The sequence below is a fragment of the Bacillus cereus genome (genome assembly GCF_007678085.1).
Taxonomy (GTDB): domain Bacteria; phylum Bacillota; class Bacilli; order Bacillales; family Bacillaceae_G; genus Bacillus_A; species Bacillus_A cereus_BE.
Map to the genome: position 1 here is coordinate 65,303 of NZ_VEDW01000006.1, position 18,902 is coordinate 84,204.

Sequence of the window (18,902 nt, forward strand, 5' to 3'; positions counted from 1 at the left end):
TAGTCGTTAATTAATGATAAGGAGTTAGAGAAATGATGATAAAAATTGCAGTTGTCGGTTCAAAAGAGTTTATGGAGACACTTTTACCTGTCGCTCATAAACTAGAAGAAATAGAGATTGATCCATATATTTATCTTCATCCGGCGGAATCTTCTGAACTTTTAAAGCGTTTAAAGCCTTGTGATTTCATCTTTTTCTCAGGTGCTTTACCTTATTATATGGCAAAAGAAATAAGAGAACAATTACGAATTCCAAGTACGTACTTACAGCAAGACGAGACAACTGTCGCATCTTCCATTCTTTCTGTCATGTATCACCAAGGAATTCGACCACATAAAATTTCAATTGATTTAGTAGATCGCTCATTTATTACAAATGTGTTCCATGATATAGGCATAAAAGAAAGTCCACAAGTGTTTGATTATGAAAATATGCTGTGGAGTAAAGATGAAATAAATAGAGTTATTGATTTTCATGTAGCTAAATATCAATCTGGAGAAGCTCATTTAGCTTTAACTAGTATTCACGCTGTCTATGATGAACTTCAAAAAATAGGTATTCCTTCAGAGCGTATGATAGATCCGAAGCAATCCATTATAAATGGGTTAAAAGATGCGAAAATAAAAGCTGAGTTAGCAAAAAGCCATTCAGCTACTGTTGGTGCTTGTATGATTTCTTCTTTAGAATTACGAGAAGGTTTGCTTGAGCAATTAGATGCTATTTCAAAAGCACTACATGGTTCATTTAAAAAAGTTGATGAAATGACATTCATTTTGTATACGACTCGTGGTGATATTGAATCGATTATAAAAACGAATATGATAAATAATTTATTTGCGAGTATAGAAGGAACGGTAGCTATTGGGTTTGGTTACGGAAAAACTGTAAAAGAAGCAGAGCAAAATGCTAAAATCGCTCAAGATTTTGCGAAGAACAATCCAATAGACCACTGTTTTTATATACTAACAAGTGATAAAGAACTATTTGGTCCGTTCCCGAAAGAAGAGAGAGTCCAAAGTTTGAAGAATGAAAACCCAGAACTAATGAAAATAGCGAAAGAAACGAAACTTAGTCCAGCAAACTTATCAAAAATTATTCAATTTAGTCAATCACATCCGTCATTGAAGTTTACCGCAGCAGATCTTTCTGAATACTTACAAGTGACTCGCCGATCAACAGAAAGGTTATTAAAGAAACTAGTCGATTATGGATATGCTCATATTTGCGGCGAGGAAATGCCCTATCAACAAGGGCGCCCTCGCGCAATATATGAAATGAAATTACCGGTATCTTTAAGCTTCTAGTTGAGTCTTTTGTTTTTTTAGTAGTTCCGCTTTTTCAATGTCTGATAGTTTCGTAATTGTGAGACCAGTTATGCCGTAAATAATCGAAATAATAGGTACGATGAAATTCAATATAGCATAAGGAGCGTATTCGAATGCGCCAACCCCAAGTGTTGCGAGTATAAATACACCACATGTATTCCAAGGTACGAACACAGAAGTTAATGTTCCGCCATCTTCTAATGCTCTGGATAAATTTTTAGAATGTAGTCCTTTTTCTGTGTATGCATTTGCGTACATTCTTGAAGGAACAACAATCGAAATATATTGTTCAGAGCAAGTAAGATTGGTTGCAAAGCAAGATGCGATAGTAGAAGCGATAAGCCCTTTTGCTGATGTCGCTAATTTTAAAATTTGATTTACAATTGAGCGAAGAATACCAGTATGTTCTAGTACTCCTCCGAAAGTCATAGCGACAATTGTCATAGAAACGGTATTCATCATCGAATCTAAGCCACCGCGGTTAAAGAGTTCGTCTACTAGTTTGTTGCCAGTGTCTATAACAAATCCATTTTGGAGTGCACCGACAGATGCCGAGACAGAACCACCTTGAATAAAGACTTGTGATAAAAATCCTAAAATAATACCTACGAGAATGGCTGGTATAGCAGGAACTTTTTTAGCGACTAATACCATAACAACTACAGGTATGATTAGTAGGAAAGGGGAGATAACAAAGTTTTGTTGCAATACTTGTAACGTTTGATCGATACCTTTTGCATCAATATTGTTAGCGCCAAAGTTTCTTCCTAAGAATGCATAAATGATAAGAGTAATAATTAAACCTGGAATTGTAGTAAATAACATATGACGAATATGTGTGAATAAATCTGTATTTGTTAACCCTGCGGCTAAGTTTGTTGTGTCTGAAAGCGGTGACATTTTGTCGCCGAAATAAGAACCAGAAATGATAGCACCGGCAACCATTGGAGCTGGGATTCCCATACTTAGGCCAATTCCCATTCCTGCAACACCAATTGTTCCCATTGTAGACCAAGAGCTACCGATAGCTAATGCAACAATAGAACAAATAATTGTAATTGAAACTAAAAATAGTGATGGAGTTAAAAGATTTAAACCGTAATAAATCATTGTTGCGACGATTCCGCCGCCAATCCAAGCACCAATCGTTAAACCTACTAGAATAATGATAACGATAGCGGGTAATGCGAGGCGAATTCCTTTATACATTGCTTCTTCAATGTCGTGCCATTTGTAACCGTAACGCCAAGCGACGATAGAAGCAACGGTTGTACCGATAATAAGTGGGACGTGAGGGCTTTGTTTTAATACAACAATTGTAACCATCATAACTGCAACTGTAATGATAATAGGGATCATTGCTACGCCAAAAGGTATTTCTTTTTTCATAAACTGCCTCCTCATTATGTATGTTTGTATTTTTAGAATTGTCGCAAAATAGACGTTATTAAGTTATAATAACTAAAAAATGATATAAGCGTCAATAAAAAAAAACAGAAAATAAGGAATGTTCTATCGTTATAAAGTGAGTGAAAATAAGTTGTCGATCGCATTTAAAAATAAACAATTGACTTTTTTCTTAAAATTCAATATGTTCATAAAAACATCTGTTTTTCATAAGTATTATTAACCTGAATGGTTTTAGAATTTGGGAAGGAGAATGTGGCTTTGAAAACATTAGAACTACAAGAGCGTTTAACTGAAATTTTTCAGCATTTACATGAAAACCCTGAAGTGAGTTGGAAAGAGTATGAAACGACAGCGTATATTACTAACTTTTTAAAAGAAGAAGGAATTTCATATAAAATATTTGATGATTGTCCAGGCGTGATTGCGGAAATCGGAAGCGGAAATCCAGTTGTTGCAATTCGTGCCGATATGGATGCACTATGGCAAGAAGTGGACGGAGAGTTTAAAGCGAATCATTCATGTGGTCACGATGCTCATATGACAATTGTGATGGGGCTTATTTTACAATTGAAAAATATGAGATGGGACAGTGGAACGGTTAGATTTATTTTTCAGCCGGCAGAGGAAAAAGGAAATGGTTCTTTAAAGATGGTAGAGAAAGGTGCTGTGGATGATGCTGACTTCTTATTTGGTGTTCATTTAAGACCAATTGAAGAATTGCCTTTGAAACAAGCTGCCCCATCTATTCGTCACGGAGCAGCAAGATTTTTAGAAGGAACAATTCATGGAGATGATGCACACGGGGCACGCCCGCATCAAGGGATAAATGCAATTGATGTCATTTCTATGATCAATATCGGTTTGAAAAATATATGGCTACCACCGCAAAGTTCATATTCAGTAAAGATGACAAGGTGCCAAGCTGGTGGAGATAATTTAAATATCATTCCAGGTAACGGGCATTTTAGTTTAGATGTAAGAGCAGAAAATAACATATTACTAAATGAATTGAAGCAAAAAATAGAGCGAGTAATTCTATCAGCGGAATCAATGGGATCTAAAGTATCTTATGAGTGGATTGATCTCGCACCAGGAGCTGAAGTGTCGGAAGAAGCTGAGCGTTTTATGCGAAAAGGCATTCTTGAAGTTTACGGAGAAGAGGGATGCACTGGACCACTGTATACGACAGGAAGCGATGATTTCCATTACTACACAGTGAAGAGACCACATTTAAAAGCTGTCATGCTTGGACTAGGTGCCAACCTACAACCTGGATTACACCATCCATATATGAAGTTCGATCATAGTTGTATTATGGATGGAGTAGAAATATTGAAACACACTGTATTGAAAGTATTAGAGGACAGGGGCTAGAGAGCTCCTGTTTTTTTGTAGGAATTTGTCGGTAAGTTGATATATTGAAAAAATCGTTTATATAATTTCACGTACCAATAAACTTGATGCAAAATGAGTCTCCAGTACATAGTGTATAATAATAAGTACCATTTTCTAATAGGAGAATAAAAATGAACGAACAATATTACGATGCTGTATTACATATAAAAACTGTCGGTGAGCAAAAAGGCTTTAATAAATCTATGCATTATCACCGTTATGAACCGACGCCATATAGCGGATTAGATGAGTTATTGAATCAATATGAAATAAGAAGTAGCGACCAGGTTGTAGACTTTGGATGCGGAAAAGGACGATTAAACTTTTACATGCACCATAAGTGTGGTGCATCAGCGGTTGGGATTGAAATGAATGAAGAGTTTTATAAAGAAGCAATGGATAATCTAGAGCGCTATGCAAGAAAGGTAAGAAACGGTAAAGATAAAATTGGTTTTGAATGTTGTTTAGCGCAGGAATATGAAATTGATCCACGTGATAATCGGTTTTATTTCTTTAATCCATTTTCTGTACAAGTGTTTATGAATGTAGTAAATAACATTTTACTTTCGGTAGAAGAAGTGGAGAGAGAAGTGGACATTATTTTATACTATCCTTCTGAGGATTATATTTTCTTCTTAGAGAACCAGACTGCGTTTGAATTGAAGAGAGAAGTAAGGTTGCCAGGGGCTTATGAGAAGAATGGGAATGAGAGGTTTTTAGTGTATAGATTGGAGTGTTAATGTATGGGGGCTTGGGGAGTAGCGATATTGTCAGATGATATTGCTAAAGATATTCAGTTAATTTATAAGGATTTGTTAGGAAATGAATATTCAAATGAAGAAGCAAGTAGGATTGTAATTGAGAAATATCAGACTGAACTAGATGATGAAGAAATACTGGTTTTTTGGTTAGCATTTGCTTACATACAATGGAAGTTAGGGAGGCTTCAAGAGAATGTTAAACAGGAGGCATTGCAAATAATAGAGGGTGGTAAAGATTTAGCCCGGTGGAAGTATGAACCTAAATTGCAGAGAAAACGTGCAGTAGTCTTAAATAAACTTAGGGAACAGTTACACTCTCCGCAGCCACAAGCTAAAAAAGTACCGAAGAGATTTATAGCAAATACTTCTTTAAAAGCAGGTGATGCTGTTAGTTACCAATTAGTATCGGGGAAGTATATTATTCTGAAAGTCATCGAGATTATTGAAGAATGGTATGGGGATCGATATCCTCTATTTGAAATATGTGATTGGGAAGGGAAAGAGATTCCTTCAAAAGAACAAATTGACCAATTAGACTTAAAGAAAAGGATTTATGAAGATGGAGAGCAGGAAATAATTAAGCTTGCTATTTATCCTTCAGGAAAAAGAGATAACCCAGAAAAAAGAATACAAGTAGTAGCAGAAGATGTAAATGTAGTATTAGATATAGAACCACCATATGATTTAATATGCTGGAAGGAATTTGACGACCATTTGGATACAATGTAATAAAAAAGACGCGCTACCTATTGGTAGCGCGTCTTTTTTATTAGTTACGGATTAAGTAATCAAATGCACCTAAAGCTGCGTTTGCACCTGAACCCATAGAGATGATGATTTGTTTGTACGGATTATTTGTACAGTCACCTGCAGCAAACACTCCTGGTACGTTTGTAGCGCCGTGCTTGTCTGTTACGATTTCACCGCGAGCGCGTTCAACTGTTTCGCCTAACCAGTCTGTATTTGGAACAAGACCGATTTGTACGAATACACCTTGTAATTCAACGTGATGAACTTCTTCAGTTTCACGATCGATGTAAGAAATACCGTTTACTTTATCAGTACCAGTGATTTCTTTCGTTTGAACGTTTTTCAGAACAGTTACGTTTGGTAAGCTGTTAAGACGCTCTTGTAATACAGCATCAGCTTTTAATTCTGGCATGAATTCAAGAACAGTTACGTGCTTAACAATACCCGCTAAGTCGATAGCTGCTTCAATACCAGAGTTACCTCCACCGATAACTGCTACGTCTTTTCCAATGAATAATGGACCGTCACAGTGTGGGCAGTATGCTACACCTTTATTTTTGAACTCAGCTTCACCTGGTACGCCAACGTTACGCCAGCGAGCACCTGTAGAAACGATTACGCTCTTACTTTTCAGAATAGCGCCGTTTTCAAGTTCCACTTCAATAAGTTCTTTTTTCTCTAAACGTTTTGCACGTTGTAGATTCATTACATCGATGTCGTATTCTTTTACGTGCTCTTCAAGACTTGCTACTAGCTTAGGACCTTCAGTGCGTTTTACGCTGATGAAGTTCTCAATACCCATAGTATCCATTACTTGACCACCGAAGCGCTCAGCAACGATACCAGTGCGGATGCCTTTACGTGCTGCATAAATCGCTGCACTTGCACCAGCAGGGCCGCCACCAACAACAAGAACATCGTATGGATCTTTATCAGAAAGCTCTGATGCATCTGGACCGTTACCCATTTTAGCTAAAATTTCTTCAAGTGTCATACGACCGCTTCCGAAAGATTCGCCGTTTAGGAAAACTGTTGGTACTGCCATGATGTCTTTGCTTTCTACTTCCTCTTTGAATGCAGCGCCATCAATCATAGTATGTGTAATACCAGAGTTTAGAACGCTCATTACGTTAAGAGCTTGTACAACATCAGGACAGTTATGACAACTTAGGCTGATATAAGATTCAAAATGATATTCGCCTTGGATGTTTTTAATTTGATCGATTAATTTTTGTTCAACTTTTGGAGCGCGTCCACTTACTTGTAGTAAAGCTAACACTAATGAAGTAAATTCGTGTCCTAATGGAATACCAGCGAATACAACACCAGTGTCTTCACCAGGGCGATTTACGCTAAAGCTTGGTGTTCTCTCTAATTCAACTTTTTCTACTGTAATCTTAGATGACATAGTAGCTAATTCGTCTACTAGAGCTAACATATCTTTAGATACGTCGTCGTCTCCAGCGCTTACTTTAAGTAAAATATCGTTCTCCATTAACTGAAGGTATTGGGATAGTTGTGTTTTTATATCTGCATCTAGTATCATTTTGATCGAACTCCTTAGATTTTGCCTACAAGGTCAAGGCTTGGTTTAAGTGTTGCAGAACCCTCTTGCCATTTAGCTGGGCAAACTTCACCTGGGTTGTTACGTACGTATTGAGCTGCTTTAATTTTGTTAACAAGAATGCTTGCGTCACGGCCGATACCGTCAGCATTGATTTCCATAGATTGGATAACGCCGTCTGGATCGATGATGAATGTACCACGAGCAGCAAGACCTTCTTCTTCCATTAAAACGTTGAAGTTTGTAGTGATTGTGCGAGTTGGGTCACCAATCATAATGTATTCGATTTTGCCGATAGTTTCTGAGCTATCATGCCATGCTTTGTGAGTGAAGTGAGTGTCTGTAGATACAGAGTATACTTCAACGCCTAAGTCTTTAAGAGCTGCGTATTGGTTTTGTAAGTCTTCAAGTTCAGTTGGGCAAACGAATGTGAAATCAGCTGGGTAGAAACAAACTACACTCCATTTTCCTTTTAAACTTTCGTCAGTAACTTGGATAAATTCTCCATTATGGTAAGCATTAGCTTTAAACGGTTTTACTTCTGTGCCGATTAATAACATATTAAAATTCCTCCTAAATGTTGGTTTTGAGCATCAAAAAATAGTGTGCTCATAAAATATATTTTTTAATTAACTATAATAATTCTAATTCGATATTAATTATCATATAGAAGTGGTTATTTTGTCAAGAGAATAAAACAACTTTATATCAATTTAATTAATATTTATTCTCAATTAAGATTGTTAGGGAATTAAAAGGTGGTTTTCATGTAATAGATTTTCAATGAGTATGTAATAGAGTAGTGCGTATGTTAGAGACGTGGTGTAAGTATAAATTGTTAGGAAGGGAACAATTCTTAGAAGTTGTGGATTTGAAAAGGGATTGCTTATTTCTATTTTACAAAGAATTGTGTGATAAATAAAACAAAATGTATCGGAATCTTTGTGAACAATTATTGTCATCTCAAATATAATTAGGAAGTATATTTGAGATGATATAGAAGCATTGACTCGAGGGGCTAACAAGATATAATAAAACCTAGATATACATTTTAAGAAAGAAGAACATATAATATAGGATGAAAAAATTTCACCTTATTATTTTTTATAGCCTTTAGAAAACGCTTACAATTAGTATGGAGGGGAAACCATGTCTAAGTTCACAAAGTATTTTTTAATGGAAGCTAAAGATGTGATTGTATATGTGAAAGAGAAATTATCTAAGTTTGAGGATGCAAAGGGGTTACAGTGTAAAGAAATAGGCGATGGTAATTTAAATTATGTATTCCGCGTTTGGGATGAACAGAAGAATATTTCTATTATTGTAAAGCAAGCTGGGGATACAGCTCGTATTTCAGATGAGTTTAAGTTGTCGACGAATCGTATTCGTATAGAATCAGATGTTTTACGATTAGAGGAGGAGTTAGCACCTGGGCTTGTTCCGAAGGTGTATTTGTTTGATAGTGTGATGAATTGTTGTGTAATGGAAGATTTATCGGATCACACAATATTACGGACAGCACTTATAAATCATCAAATGTTTCCAAAGCTTGCGGATGATTTAACGACCTTTTTGGTAAATACACTCTTATTAACATCGGATGTTGTAATGAACCATAAAGAGAAGAAGGAACTTGTGAAGAATTATATAAATCCTGAATTATGTGAGATTACAGAAGACCTCGTATACGCTGAGCCATTTACAAATCATAATAAGCGTAATGAGCTGTTTCCGTTAAATGAAGGATGGATTAGAGAGCATATTTATAGTGATAAAGAGCTTCGTATGGAAGTAGCAAAACTTAAGTTTTCTTTTATGACGAATGCACAGGCGCTTATTCACGGTGATTTGCATACTGGTTCTGTTTTTGTGAAAGATGATTCAACAAAGGTTATTGACCCTGAGTTTGCCTTTTATGGACCGATGGGATATGACGTTGGGAATGTAATGGCGAATTTAATGTTTGCTTGGGTAAATGCAGATGCAACGATGCCGCCTGGTGCTGAGAAAGATACGTATATGGGTTGGCTACAATCGACAATGGTAGAGGTAATTGATCTATTTAAGAAGAAGTTTTTAGATGCTTGGAATATTCATGTGACCGAGATTATGGCGAAGGAAGAAGGCTTTAACGAAGTATATTTACAATCTGTATTAGAGGATACAGCTGCAGTGACGGGTCTTGAGTTAATTCGTCGTATTGTTGGGCTAGCGAAAGTGAAAGATATGACTTGTATCGAGAATGAGGAAGCACGTGCTAGAGCGGAACGCATTTGTCTTCAAGTAGCGAAGAAGTTTATTTTACGAGCGAATCAATATAAAACAGGCACAAGCTTTGTAGAAACATTAAAAGAACAATCAATGCACTACGCGAAGTAAGGGGAGAAAATGATGGAAGAGCAATTAATACCAATTCAGTGGAAAGAAGATGCTTTAGTTTTATTAGATCAAACATTATTACCGAATGAAGTTGTCTATGAATCTTTTAAGACAGCTGAAAGTGTGTGGGATGCCATTCAAGTAATGAAAGTACGAGGAGCACCAGCGATTGGTGTTTCAGCAGCTTATGGTGTGTATTTAGGCGCTAAGGAAATTAACCAAAGTACGGTGGAAGAATTTATAGAGGAAGTCAAAAAGGTGTGTGCATATTTGGCAACATCAAGACCGACAGCAGTAAACTTATTCTGGGCACTTGAAAGAATGGAAGCGATAGCGACAGAGAACGCGCATTTATCAATCGTCCAGTTGAGAGATAGATTACTAGAAGAGGCAAAAGAGATTCATAGAGAAGATGAAGAAATTAACCGTCAAATCGGAGAACATGCATTAACGTTATTCCATGATGGGATGGGAGTATTAACACATTGTAATGCAGGTGCTTTAGCGACGACTAAGTATGGTACTGCGACAGCTCCAATGTACTTAGCGAAAGAAAAAGGATGGGACTTAAAAATCTTTTCGGATGAAACACGTCCAAGATTACAAGGTTCAACGTTAACAGCATTAGAACTACAGCGAGCGGGAATTGATGTTACTGTCATTACGGATAATATGGCCGCTATGGTCATGTCACAAGGGAAGATTGATGCGGTAATTGTTGGGTGTGACCGTGTGGCAGCAAACGGTGATGTAGCAAATAAGATTGGAACATTAGGCGTATCTATTTTAGCGAAATACTACAACATTCCGTTTTATGTAGCGGCACCAACGCCGACAATTGACTTAAAAACACCGACAGGAAAAGAAATTCCAATCGAGGAAAGAGATGCTTCTGAAGTGATTAATCGTTTCGGACAATATTCTGCTCCGAAAGAAAGTAAAGTATATAATCCAGCATTTGATGTCACGCCACACGAAAATGTAACAGCAATTATTACGGAAAAAGGGATTGTAAAAGAACCGTTTACGGAGAACTTAAAAAAGCTATTTCAATAAGTAGATAAATATAAAAAGTCAGTCATCACAAGCTTCATACTTAGGGGGATGTATATGTTATTACAAAAAGAAAGAGAAGAAATTGTAGCGTATGGAAAGAAAATGATTTCTAGCGGTTTAACAAAGGGGACAGGCGGTAATATTAGTATTTTCAATCGCGGGCAAGGTCTTGTTGCCATGAGTCCAAGTGGTTTAGAGTATTATGAAACAAAACCTGAAGATGTAGTTATATTAAACTTAGATGGTGAAGTGGTAGAAGGAGAGAGAAAACCATCAAGCGAGCTCGATATGCACCTTATTTATTATAGAAATCGTGAAGATATAAATGCGCTTGTGCATACACATTCTCCTTATGCGAAGACGATTGCATCATTAGGATGGGAACTTCCTGCTGTATCGTACTTAATTGCTTTCGCAGGCCCGAATGTGCGCTGTGCACCGTATGAAACATTTGGTACGAAGCAATTAGCAGAGGCTGCTTTCGAAGGAATGATTGATCGTCGTGCTGTTTTACTTGCGAACCACGGTTTAATTGCAGGTGCAAATAACATAAAAATGGCATTTACTGTTGCGGAAGAAATTGAGTTTTGTGCGCAAATTTATTATCAAACGAAAAGCGTCGGAGAGCCGAAGCTATTGCCAGAAGATGAGATGGAGAATTTGGCGAAGAAGTTTGAAGGGTATGGGCAGCAGTAGAATGAAATAAAAACACCCTCAAGAAAAAATCTTGAGGGTGTTTCTTACGCTTTCTTAAGCAACAAATACATAAAGTAAGGAGCACCAATTAAAGCAACGACAATACCTGCTGGAATGCCATTAGGTTCAACGATATTTCGTCCAATTGTATCTGCTAATAGCAATAGCCATCCGCCGATTAAAACGGCGATAGGCATGAAGATTTGATGTCTTGGACCTACTAAAGATTTCGCGATATGAGGAGCCATTAGGCCAATAAAGCTAATTCCTCCTGTTACGGAAACAGCGGCAGCTGCAAGTGCAACGGCTGCAACTAATAAGTATCGGCGTTCTTTTTCGATTTCAATTCCAACGCCGATTGCGACTGGTTCGTTTAATGCTAGAATGTTTAATCGATTTGCTTTATAGAAAACGAACGGAATTAATACGATTAACCATGGGAGCATTGCTAAAACGAAGACCCAGTCATCACCCCAAATATTTCCGGCAATCCATTTGGCGATAAAGTCTACTTTCATACGATCAGCGGATGAAATCAGGACAATCATCATTCCAGATAGTGCAAATGAAAAACCGATACCGGTTAATGTTAATCGCACCGGCTGAAGTCCAGTTGATTTACTATATGAAAATACGTAAATTAGAACAGCTGTCAGAAATGCCCCGATAAATCCAACGACAGGTAGTAAGTAAAGAAATGAACCTACATCTATTGGAAAGTATAAAAAGAAAATAGCGACAGCAACACCGGCCCCAGAGTTGATACCGAGAATACCAGGTTCAGCTAAATCATTTCGAGTAATTCCTTGAAAGATAGCCCCTGATAAAGCGAGAGCCATACCAGCTAATAATGTAATAACAATTCTAGGTAGTCTTAAAGAGTATAAAACAAACTCCTCTTTAAAAGTCCCTTGTCCCATTAATGTTGGGAGTAGTCGATCATAAGATAAAGATGCTGCACCAAGTCCCATTCCAACTACAATGGTGGTGAGGGTCAGTATTAGTAAAGCGAGTATAATAAGACGTTGTTTTCTTAGAATAGATTGCATCATGAGAATGTTTTTCCTCCTTTACGTACAACGAATAGGAAGAATGGTAGCCCTACAATTGCGACAATAGCGGCAACTGGCGTTTCGTACGGAGCGTTAATCGTACGTCCAATTGTATCTGCAAGTAGCATAAAGGAAGCCCCAGCAATTGCTGACATCGGTATAACAAATCGGTAATCTGGACCGACAATTGGGCGTACCATGTGAGGTACCATTAAGCCGATAAATGCCATATTTCCGACAAGTGCTACAGACGCACCAGCAAGTAAGATAATAATGATAAATAGAATGGTTTTAATAACAATAATTTTTTGACCTAGTCCAATAGCAACTTCTTCACTGAAACTAAGAACTGTCAATTTTTTTGCTAGTAAGATAGCGATAAAGATACTAATTGAAATGACTGGAATAATAATTTTTAATTGGCCCCAAGTTGTTCCAATTACGCCCCCAGCAGTCCAAAGTGATACCTCTTGTGAAATTTTAAAATAAATGCCGACACCTTCTGAAATTGCAAGCAAAAATGCTGAAACAGCAGCACCAGCTAATACAATTCGAAGAGGAGAGAGTCCACCTTTTTTCACCATGCCAATGCCAAATACCATAATTGCGCCAATTGCAGCCCCGATAAAGCAAGCAAATGTTAAGTAAAGATAGCTGATGGAAGGATTGAAGGCTAGCGTTAACGCAAGTGCAGCATTTGCTCCACCAGATAATCCTAATAATCCAGGATCTGCAAGTGGATTTCGTGTTAATCCTTGCATAATTGCTCCAGAAACAGCAAGTCCAGCTCCTACAAAAATAGCAGCTACTTCACGTGGTAAACGAATCTCACGAATAATAGATATTTTGTCCCCTTTAGCGGAGGATGTGAGTGCTAACCATACGTCTTTTATTGAAGTATCTGCAGCACCTAATACCATTGCCACCATAAAAATAAGAAAGAATGCAATTATGCTCAACATGAGTTTGTATGTAAAAGCTATAGAACGTGGATTGTCTTGATCTTTTGTCATTCGTTTCACATCTTTTCTGTTCATAGAATAAAGGAAGAGGAATTCTTAAATTAAGAATTCCTCATGTTTGTATTATTTACCAAGAAAGCTCTTCTTGAAGAAGTCTAGTTGGAAATCTAATGTAAGTGGATCATTGAAATAGAATTCCATCATGTTTGCTTCGTATACGCGATTATTTTTTACTGCTGGGATGTTTTTATATGATTCTGTCTCTTGGAATGAGTTATCAGTATCTTTGTTCTTACTTACGATTAAGTAATCACCAGCAAACTCAGGTAATACCTCAGTAGATAATGCGTAGTAACCTTCTTTTAATGCTTTTTCTTTTACTTTTTCAGGCATTTTTAATTTCATTTCTTGGTACAGAATTTCTGTTCCACGGCCCCAGTTCTCGCCGTATACATAAAGCTGTTTGTTGAAGTTTTCTACAACAGAAACTGTTGCATCTTCACCTATTTTTGCTTTAATTTCTTTACCAGCGTCTTGTGCACGTTTCTTGAAGTCATCAACCCAAGTTTTTGCTTCTTTTTCTTTGTTTAATAACTTACCGATTTCTAAATGCTGTGTTAAGTAATCAACTTTTCCGTAAGTGTATGTTACAGTAGGAGCGATTTTCTTTAACTTATCAACATTTTTAATATTTGATAATCCAATGATTAAATCTGGATTTAGTTCAGCGATTTTTTCAACATTTTCATCTGATACTTCAGCAACATCTTTAAGTTTGCTATCAAAACGTGGGTTTTGTTTAGACCATGAATCTACCCCAACAAGATTTACTCCTAATGACATTACGTTACCAGCGAATGATGATAAAACAACAACGCGTTTTGGATTTGCAGGAACTTCTACTTTACCATTTTCAGATTGGTATGTAATTGTTTCTGATTTACTACCTTTTGCATCGTTCTTTTTGTCTGTAGAGCCATTGCTACAAGCACTCATAACAAGAACGAAAAGAACTGTTAGTGAAATAAATAACTTTTTCATCGTCTTTCTCCTTTAACATAGATGATATGTGTATATAATAATTTGTTTAACTGCGATCTTTTTGAATGAGTAGTGGTAATGCAAAATATTCATTGAAAATCTTGAATATGAGATTTTATAATATAGTATTAACCATATTAATAAAAGAAGATGTAATCTCAAATTTGCTAATTATTAACAAATTGATAATGATTATCACTATTGATTCTTTAAATAATATAATTTTATATAGGTGTATTGTCAATAGTAATTTTGATTGTAAATTTTGCGGAAACAGGTTATATTTTATTGAGAATGATAATCAATAACTAGTAGCTGAGGAGTGACACGAATGAATCAAGAAGAATTGTTTGATGTAACTGTGATAGGCGGAGGGCCTGCAGGGCTTTATTCAGCTTTTTATAGCGGACTCAGAGAGATGAAAACGAAAATAATAGAATTTCAGCCACAGTTAGGTGGAAAAATACATGTTTATCCAGAGAAGATGATTTGGGATGTAGGAGGGCTATTGCCAGTTACAGGTGATAAATTAATTGAACAACTTGTACAGCAAGGGCTAACATTTAAGCCAGAAGTGGTATTAAATACAAAAGTAGAATCGATTATTCGTAACGAAGATGGCACTTTTACGTTAAAAGCAAGCGATGGAGAAGAACATTTTTCAAAAACAGTTATCGTCGCAACTGGAAGTGGTATATTGAAACCACAAAAGTTATCAATTGAAGGTGCTGAGCGATTTGAAGTATCTAATTTAAATTATACAGTGAAATCTTTAAAGCGTTTCAAAGGTAAGATGGTCATTATTTCCGGTGGAGGAAATTCAGCTGTTGATTGGGCAAATGAATTAGAACCAATTGCGAAAAAAGTGTATGTAACATATAGAAAAGAAGAATTATCAGGTCATGAAGCACAAGTAAAACAACTGCTGAACAGCTCAGCGGAGTGTTTCTTTAATACATCGATTACAAAACTCATTGCTGGTGATAACCATGAAGCGATTGAATATGTAGAATTAACGAATCATGAGACGGGTGAAGTATCTCATTTGTCTATTGATGAAGTTATTATTAACCACGGATATGAACGTGACATTACATTATTAGAAAATAGTGAGTTAGACGTTGCAATTATAGACAATTATTATATTGCAGGTAATGCGAATAGTGAGTCTTCCGTAGATGGATTATATGCTGCGGGAGATATTTTAAAGCATGAAGGGAAATTACACTTAATTGCGGGAGCATTCCAAGATGCTGGAAATGCTGTAAATAAAGCAAAACAATTTATTCAACCAGATGCAAGTGAGTACGGAATGGTTTCTTCGCATAATGAAGTATTTAAGAAGAGAAATCGTGAATTGATCAAGCAGATGATGAAATAATAAAGAAACAAGTATACCCCCATTTACTTCTCTATTCGAGTGACGAGAGAGGTAAATGGGGGTTTTCCTGTTTACTATATTTTCAATCATTATAATGACACCGGTTTCATCAGTTCATGTGATATGAACGTTTTATTTGTAAATCTGCCTAGAAAACAATGAATCTATGTTTTGCTGACGCAGAACAGTATTACATTATGCTGTCCCTTTAGCTCGTTCGTTAGGAAACGGCATATTTAATATAGAGGCAATGTACTGTTTTCCATGCATTCGAGCTAATGATTCTAATATTTGACGGACGCGTTTTGTAAGATGTCCTTGTTCCTTTATAGCTTCACAATATGCGTCATAGAAAGCGTATTTAGCCCAAAGGAAATCATCTTGTTGGAATAAAAAATGATTTTTATACCATTCTGCAATTGTATGGTAACAATTGTTTTCATGTATTGATGCGCTTTGAGAAAGAATACGATCAGATAAAGATGTAGTTAAATGAGAAATCGTGTTTTCTGTTTCAACTTGTAATGTTTTTTCTAACATTGTAATGATGTGACGAGTAGCCATATGTTAACTCTCCTTTGTGTAAATGGGTAATACCATTCTATATTTAAAAAATCCTTACTATATTATTATACAATATATGGAATGCATCCACCTTCTTTTTAAATTGCATTTACAAAATCTTTTTTATTTGTTTACAAAAATAAAGTAAGATACAGTATATATGAAAAAATAATAAAGGAATGAACGCGTTGTATATAACAGTAGAGGAAGCTGCGGAGTATTTGAATTTACCAAAGTCGTATATTGAAGAGCTAATCCAGCAAAAGAAAATTCGTGCACTATTTGATGGAGAGCAGTATTTATTAAATAAAGAACAATTCAATACACATTTAGAACAAATGGAGAAATATAAGCAATTAGTGGAAGAAATATTGAACGAACCAATTCCAGAAGATATGGATGTTAAAGACGAAGATTGAACGATGGGAAATCCCGTATGAAGATATGCAGAAATGTATCTTCATACGGGATTTTTTTGTTTAAAGATATCAAAAGCCTAAGGAGCTCTTAGCATTTCTTCGAATTTTGATAGGTAGTAGTCTACCATGTTAAAAGCATATTTTTTTCTAGCTAGGACAAACATAGAGAACGTAACCTGTACAGATACATATACTATCAGTGCAAAAGCTTATAAATTAATGGAAGGGGTTTTCTCGTGAGTTTATTTCATTGGGATTTTTTGAAAGACTTAATTGGATCTTTTGTGAGAGTAAACAGAGGTGGTCCAGAATCTCAAAAAGGAACAATAGTATCATTAGGTGTGGACTACTTCGGATTAGAGAATGAAAAAGGAGAGAGCCATTACTACCAGCTTCGCCATCTAAAAAGCATTACCCAAAATACGAAAGATGGTGGAGTAGGTGATTTAGAATGGGTGGCAGAAGACATTGCAGAAGACTTTGAAACGCTACTTCAAAGCTTCAAATACCGCTGGGTGAAAATTAACCGTGGTGGACCAGAGAAAATTGAAGGTATTTTACAAGATGTTTCTGGCGGTTATGTAACATTGATTATTAAAGAAGAAGTTGTATTAATTGCACTATCTCATATTAAGAGTGTTAATTATAATGCAACGGTAAGTGGAGAGAGTGATGAGAGTAGTGATGAGAGTAGCAATGAGAAAAGTAATGAAAATAGCAATAATTCAAATCGAGCTCGCGCACTAAGACAATCAAGTAGAGGAAGATAAAACAGAAAGGAGGGTATGAATTTGAAGGATGTATTATGCTGTGATCAAATCAAAGGTTTAGTTGGTGAGAATGTAAAGGTAAATCTTCGTGGACCGGAAAGTCGAGTGGGTGTACTGTCATTGTTAGGAAAAGATTACCTTACACTACAATTACCTCATGGAGAATTAGTGTATTATCAGCTGAAACATGTGAAAAGTCTAGTCAGAAAAGTGAAAGAGGCACAAGGAGAATATGGTTCATGTTTTTATGCGGAAGAAGATACTTTTTTAGATGTATTAAATGACTTGAAGTATAAATGGATAAAGATTAATCGTGGTGGACCAGAGTGTGTGGAAGGTTTATTAAGTGATATACATGATGGAAATATTACACTAGTTAACGGTGATGAGGTCATTTATGTGATTAATTCCCATATTAAGAGTGTGAGTCAAATAGTTAAAAACAAAAAGAATGAAGAAGAATAATGTTTAATAAATAAAAGGGGCATTATGATTGAAAGTGAAGAATAATTTCATATTTCTCTGTAATTATTTTTAGATATATGAAAAAGGATTTCTTACTATTAGAAGACAGAACATTGCCCCTGATTATTTTTAGAATAAAAGAAAGGGAAATTGTAATTTCATAGGAAGGAGGATATAGATGAATGAGTTAAACAAAAGTATTGGAGAAAATATATATGTTAAATTAATCGGCGAACAAAGATTTAAAGGTGTATTAATAGACGTAGGAAATGATATTGTTGTTCTTTACAATGGACAAGATTACGTATATATATCTTTATACCATGTCCAATATTATAAATTTTTAAGACCGCATGATGAAGAAATATCAAAACCTGATGTTGATTCTGTAATTAAGAGGGAATCCCCTTCCATTTCTTTGAGGAAAGTATTAAGTACTTCTAAAGGAATTTTTACAGAAGTTTATGTAGCAGGAAATGCTCCAATACACGGTTATGTTACAAGTGTAATGAACGATTATATCGTTTTTTATAGTCCAGTTTATAAAACAGTATATATATCTTTAAAGCATTTGAAATGGTTAATTCCATATAAAGAAAATCAAGTCCCTTATGCCCTCAATAAAAATGAACTCCCCGTGAATCCACTAAATATTACGTTAGCTAGAACATTTGAAGAACAGCTTATTAAAATGGCTGGCAAAATCATGGTATTTGATTTAGGTGAGGAATCTAATAAAATCGGAAAGATGGCAAAGATTGATGAGGGGCATATTGAAATATTAAAAGCACGTGATGCAAAAATGTATATGAATATTCAACATGTGAAATCTGTCCATTGTCCGTAGACTAGTTGAAAGGGCTGGCTTTTTCTTTTATATGCAGAAGAAAAGGTCGAGCCTATTTGTTTAGC

General features: G+C 35.9%; 19 protein-coding genes. 12 read left to right on the forward strand and 7 right to left on the reverse strand.

The genetic code is table 11. The features are described 5' to 3' along the window. Positions 1–32: 32 nt before the first annotated feature. Positions 33–1,304 carry a transcriptional regulator gene (locus FS742_RS23645; protein WP_144615469.1) on the forward strand — a complete coding sequence of 424 codons (1,272 nt, stop codon included), beginning with the start codon at positions 33–35 and terminating at the stop codon, positions 1,302–1,304. On the opposite strand, the gene nhaC is transcribed toward FS742_RS23645, so the two are convergent. After that, entirely contained in the window at positions 1,293–2,714 is a 1,422-nt protein-coding gene (gene nhaC, locus FS742_RS23650; RefSeq protein ID WP_144615471.1) for a Na+/H+ antiporter NhaC, read from the reverse strand. The two genes, FS742_RS23645 and nhaC, sit on opposite strands and share 12 nt — an antisense overlap. Before the next feature lie 279 nt (positions 2,715–2,993). Here nhaC and FS742_RS23655 point away from each other — a divergent pair, with 279 nt between their 5' ends. The 3 genes from FS742_RS23655 (at position 2,994) to FS742_RS23665 (ending at position 5,620) form a co-directional block, all read left to right on the forward strand. After that, the gene (locus FS742_RS23655; RefSeq protein WP_144615473.1) at positions 2,994–4,109 is read left to right on the forward strand and encodes a M20 peptidase aminoacylase family protein; all 1,116 of its coding nucleotides are present in this window, start codon (positions 2,994–2,996) and stop codon (positions 4,107–4,109) included. A 152-nt stretch (positions 4,110–4,261) separates the two neighbouring features. Next, entirely contained in the window at positions 4,262–4,870 is a 609-nt protein-coding gene (locus tag FS742_RS23660) for an SAM-dependent methyltransferase (RefSeq protein ID WP_144615475.1), read from the forward strand. A 3-nt stretch (positions 4,871–4,873) separates the two neighbouring features. Beyond that, positions 4,874–5,620, forward strand: a complete 747-nt coding sequence (locus FS742_RS23665; protein WP_144615477.1) for a hypothetical protein — start codon at positions 4,874–4,876, stop codon at positions 5,618–5,620. A gap of 40 nt (positions 5,621–5,660) precedes the next feature. Here the strand turns inward: FS742_RS23665 and ahpF are convergent, their stop codons facing one another. Both ahpF and ahpC read right to left on the reverse strand, forming a co-directional pair. Further along, positions 5,661–7,187 (reverse strand): alkyl hydroperoxide reductase subunit F, encoded by a 1,527-nt coding sequence (gene ahpF, locus FS742_RS23670; protein WP_000599491.1) that lies wholly within the window; start codon positions 7,185–7,187, stop codon positions 5,661–5,663. A 14-nt stretch (positions 7,188–7,201) separates the two neighbouring features. Next, the gene (gene ahpC, locus FS742_RS23675; protein ID WP_000924417.1) at positions 7,202–7,765 is read right to left on the reverse strand and encodes an alkyl hydroperoxide reductase subunit C; all 564 of its coding nucleotides are present in this window, start codon (positions 7,763–7,765) and stop codon (positions 7,202–7,204) included. Between the two features lie 589 nt (positions 7,766–8,354). On the opposite strand from ahpC, the gene mtnK reads away from it, so the two are divergent. Genes mtnK through FS742_RS23690 form a run of 3 tightly spaced genes read left to right on the forward strand, consistent with a single transcriptional unit; the run spans position 8,355 to position 11,336 of the window. Further along, positions 8,355–9,584 carry an S-methyl-5-thioribose kinase gene (gene mtnK / locus FS742_RS23680; RefSeq protein ID WP_144615479.1) on the forward strand — a complete coding sequence of 410 codons (1,230 nt, stop codon included), beginning with the start codon at positions 8,355–8,357 and terminating at the stop codon, positions 9,582–9,584. A 12-nt stretch (positions 9,585–9,596) separates the two neighbouring features. Next, positions 9,597–10,640 (forward strand): S-methyl-5-thioribose-1-phosphate isomerase, encoded by a 1,044-nt coding sequence (mtnA, locus tag FS742_RS23685; RefSeq protein ID WP_144615481.1) that lies wholly within the window; start codon positions 9,597–9,599, stop codon positions 10,638–10,640. A gap of 54 nt (positions 10,641–10,694) precedes the next feature. Beyond that, positions 10,695–11,336 (forward strand): L-fuculose-phosphate aldolase, encoded by a 642-nt coding sequence (locus FS742_RS23690; protein WP_144615483.1) that lies wholly within the window; start codon positions 10,695–10,697, stop codon positions 11,334–11,336. A gap of 44 nt (positions 11,337–11,380) precedes the next feature. Here FS742_RS23690 and FS742_RS23695 read toward each other — a convergent pair whose 3' ends face one another. The 3 genes from FS742_RS23695 to FS742_RS23705 are packed head-to-tail and all read right to left on the reverse strand — an operon-like array spanning position 11,381 to position 14,391. Next, on the reverse strand, positions 11,381–12,388 hold the full coding sequence (locus tag FS742_RS23695; protein ID WP_144615485.1) for a FecCD family ABC transporter permease: 1,008 nt from the start codon (positions 12,386–12,388) through the stop codon (positions 11,381–11,383). Then, a complete protein-coding gene (locus FS742_RS23700) occupies positions 12,385–13,425 on the reverse strand; it encodes a FecCD family ABC transporter permease (RefSeq protein ID WP_144615487.1) in 1,041 nt (346 codons plus the stop codon). Before FS742_RS23700 ends, FS742_RS23695 begins: the two co-directional genes overlap by 4 nt. 48 nt (positions 13,426–13,473) lie before the next feature. Next, positions 13,474–14,391: an iron-hydroxamate ABC transporter substrate-binding protein gene (locus FS742_RS23705; protein WP_000732577.1), complete on the reverse strand. Its 918-nt coding sequence runs from the start codon at positions 14,389–14,391 to the stop codon at positions 13,474–13,476. A gap of 331 nt (positions 14,392–14,722) precedes the next feature. Between FS742_RS23705 and FS742_RS23715 the strand changes: the two genes are divergently transcribed. After that, positions 14,723–15,772 carry an NAD(P)/FAD-dependent oxidoreductase gene (locus tag FS742_RS23715; RefSeq protein WP_144615489.1) on the forward strand — a complete coding sequence of 350 codons (1,050 nt, stop codon included), beginning with the start codon at positions 14,723–14,725 and terminating at the stop codon, positions 15,770–15,772. A 195-nt stretch (positions 15,773–15,967) separates the two neighbouring features. On the opposite strand, the gene FS742_RS23725 is transcribed toward FS742_RS23715, so the two are convergent. Further along, positions 15,968–16,336, reverse strand: a complete 369-nt coding sequence (locus FS742_RS23725) for a hypothetical protein (protein WP_144615491.1) — start codon at positions 16,334–16,336, stop codon at positions 15,968–15,970. A gap of 179 nt (positions 16,337–16,515) precedes the next feature. Here FS742_RS23725 and FS742_RS23730 point away from each other — a divergent pair, with 179 nt between their 5' ends. The 4 genes from FS742_RS23730 (at position 16,516) to FS742_RS23745 (ending at position 18,837) form a co-directional block, all read left to right on the forward strand. Further along, complete coding sequence (locus FS742_RS23730; RefSeq protein WP_000993176.1) at positions 16,516–16,755, forward strand: helix-turn-helix domain-containing protein; 240 nt, start codon at positions 16,516–16,518, stop codon at positions 16,753–16,755. Positions 16,756–16,991: 236 nt separating this feature from the next. Further along, the gene (locus tag FS742_RS23735; RefSeq protein ID WP_144615493.1) at positions 16,992–17,525 is read left to right on the forward strand and encodes an LSm family protein; all 534 of its coding nucleotides are present in this window, start codon (positions 16,992–16,994) and stop codon (positions 17,523–17,525) included. Positions 17,526–17,546: 21 nt separating this feature from the next. After that, positions 17,547–17,990 (forward strand): hypothetical protein, encoded by a 444-nt coding sequence (locus tag FS742_RS23740; protein WP_048529342.1) that lies wholly within the window; start codon positions 17,547–17,549, stop codon positions 17,988–17,990. 178 nt (positions 17,991–18,168) lie between these two features. Further along, entirely contained in the window at positions 18,169–18,837 is a 669-nt protein-coding gene (locus FS742_RS23745; protein WP_144615495.1) for a DUF2642 domain-containing protein, read from the forward strand. The last annotated feature ends 65 nt before the right edge of the window (positions 18,838–18,902 follow it).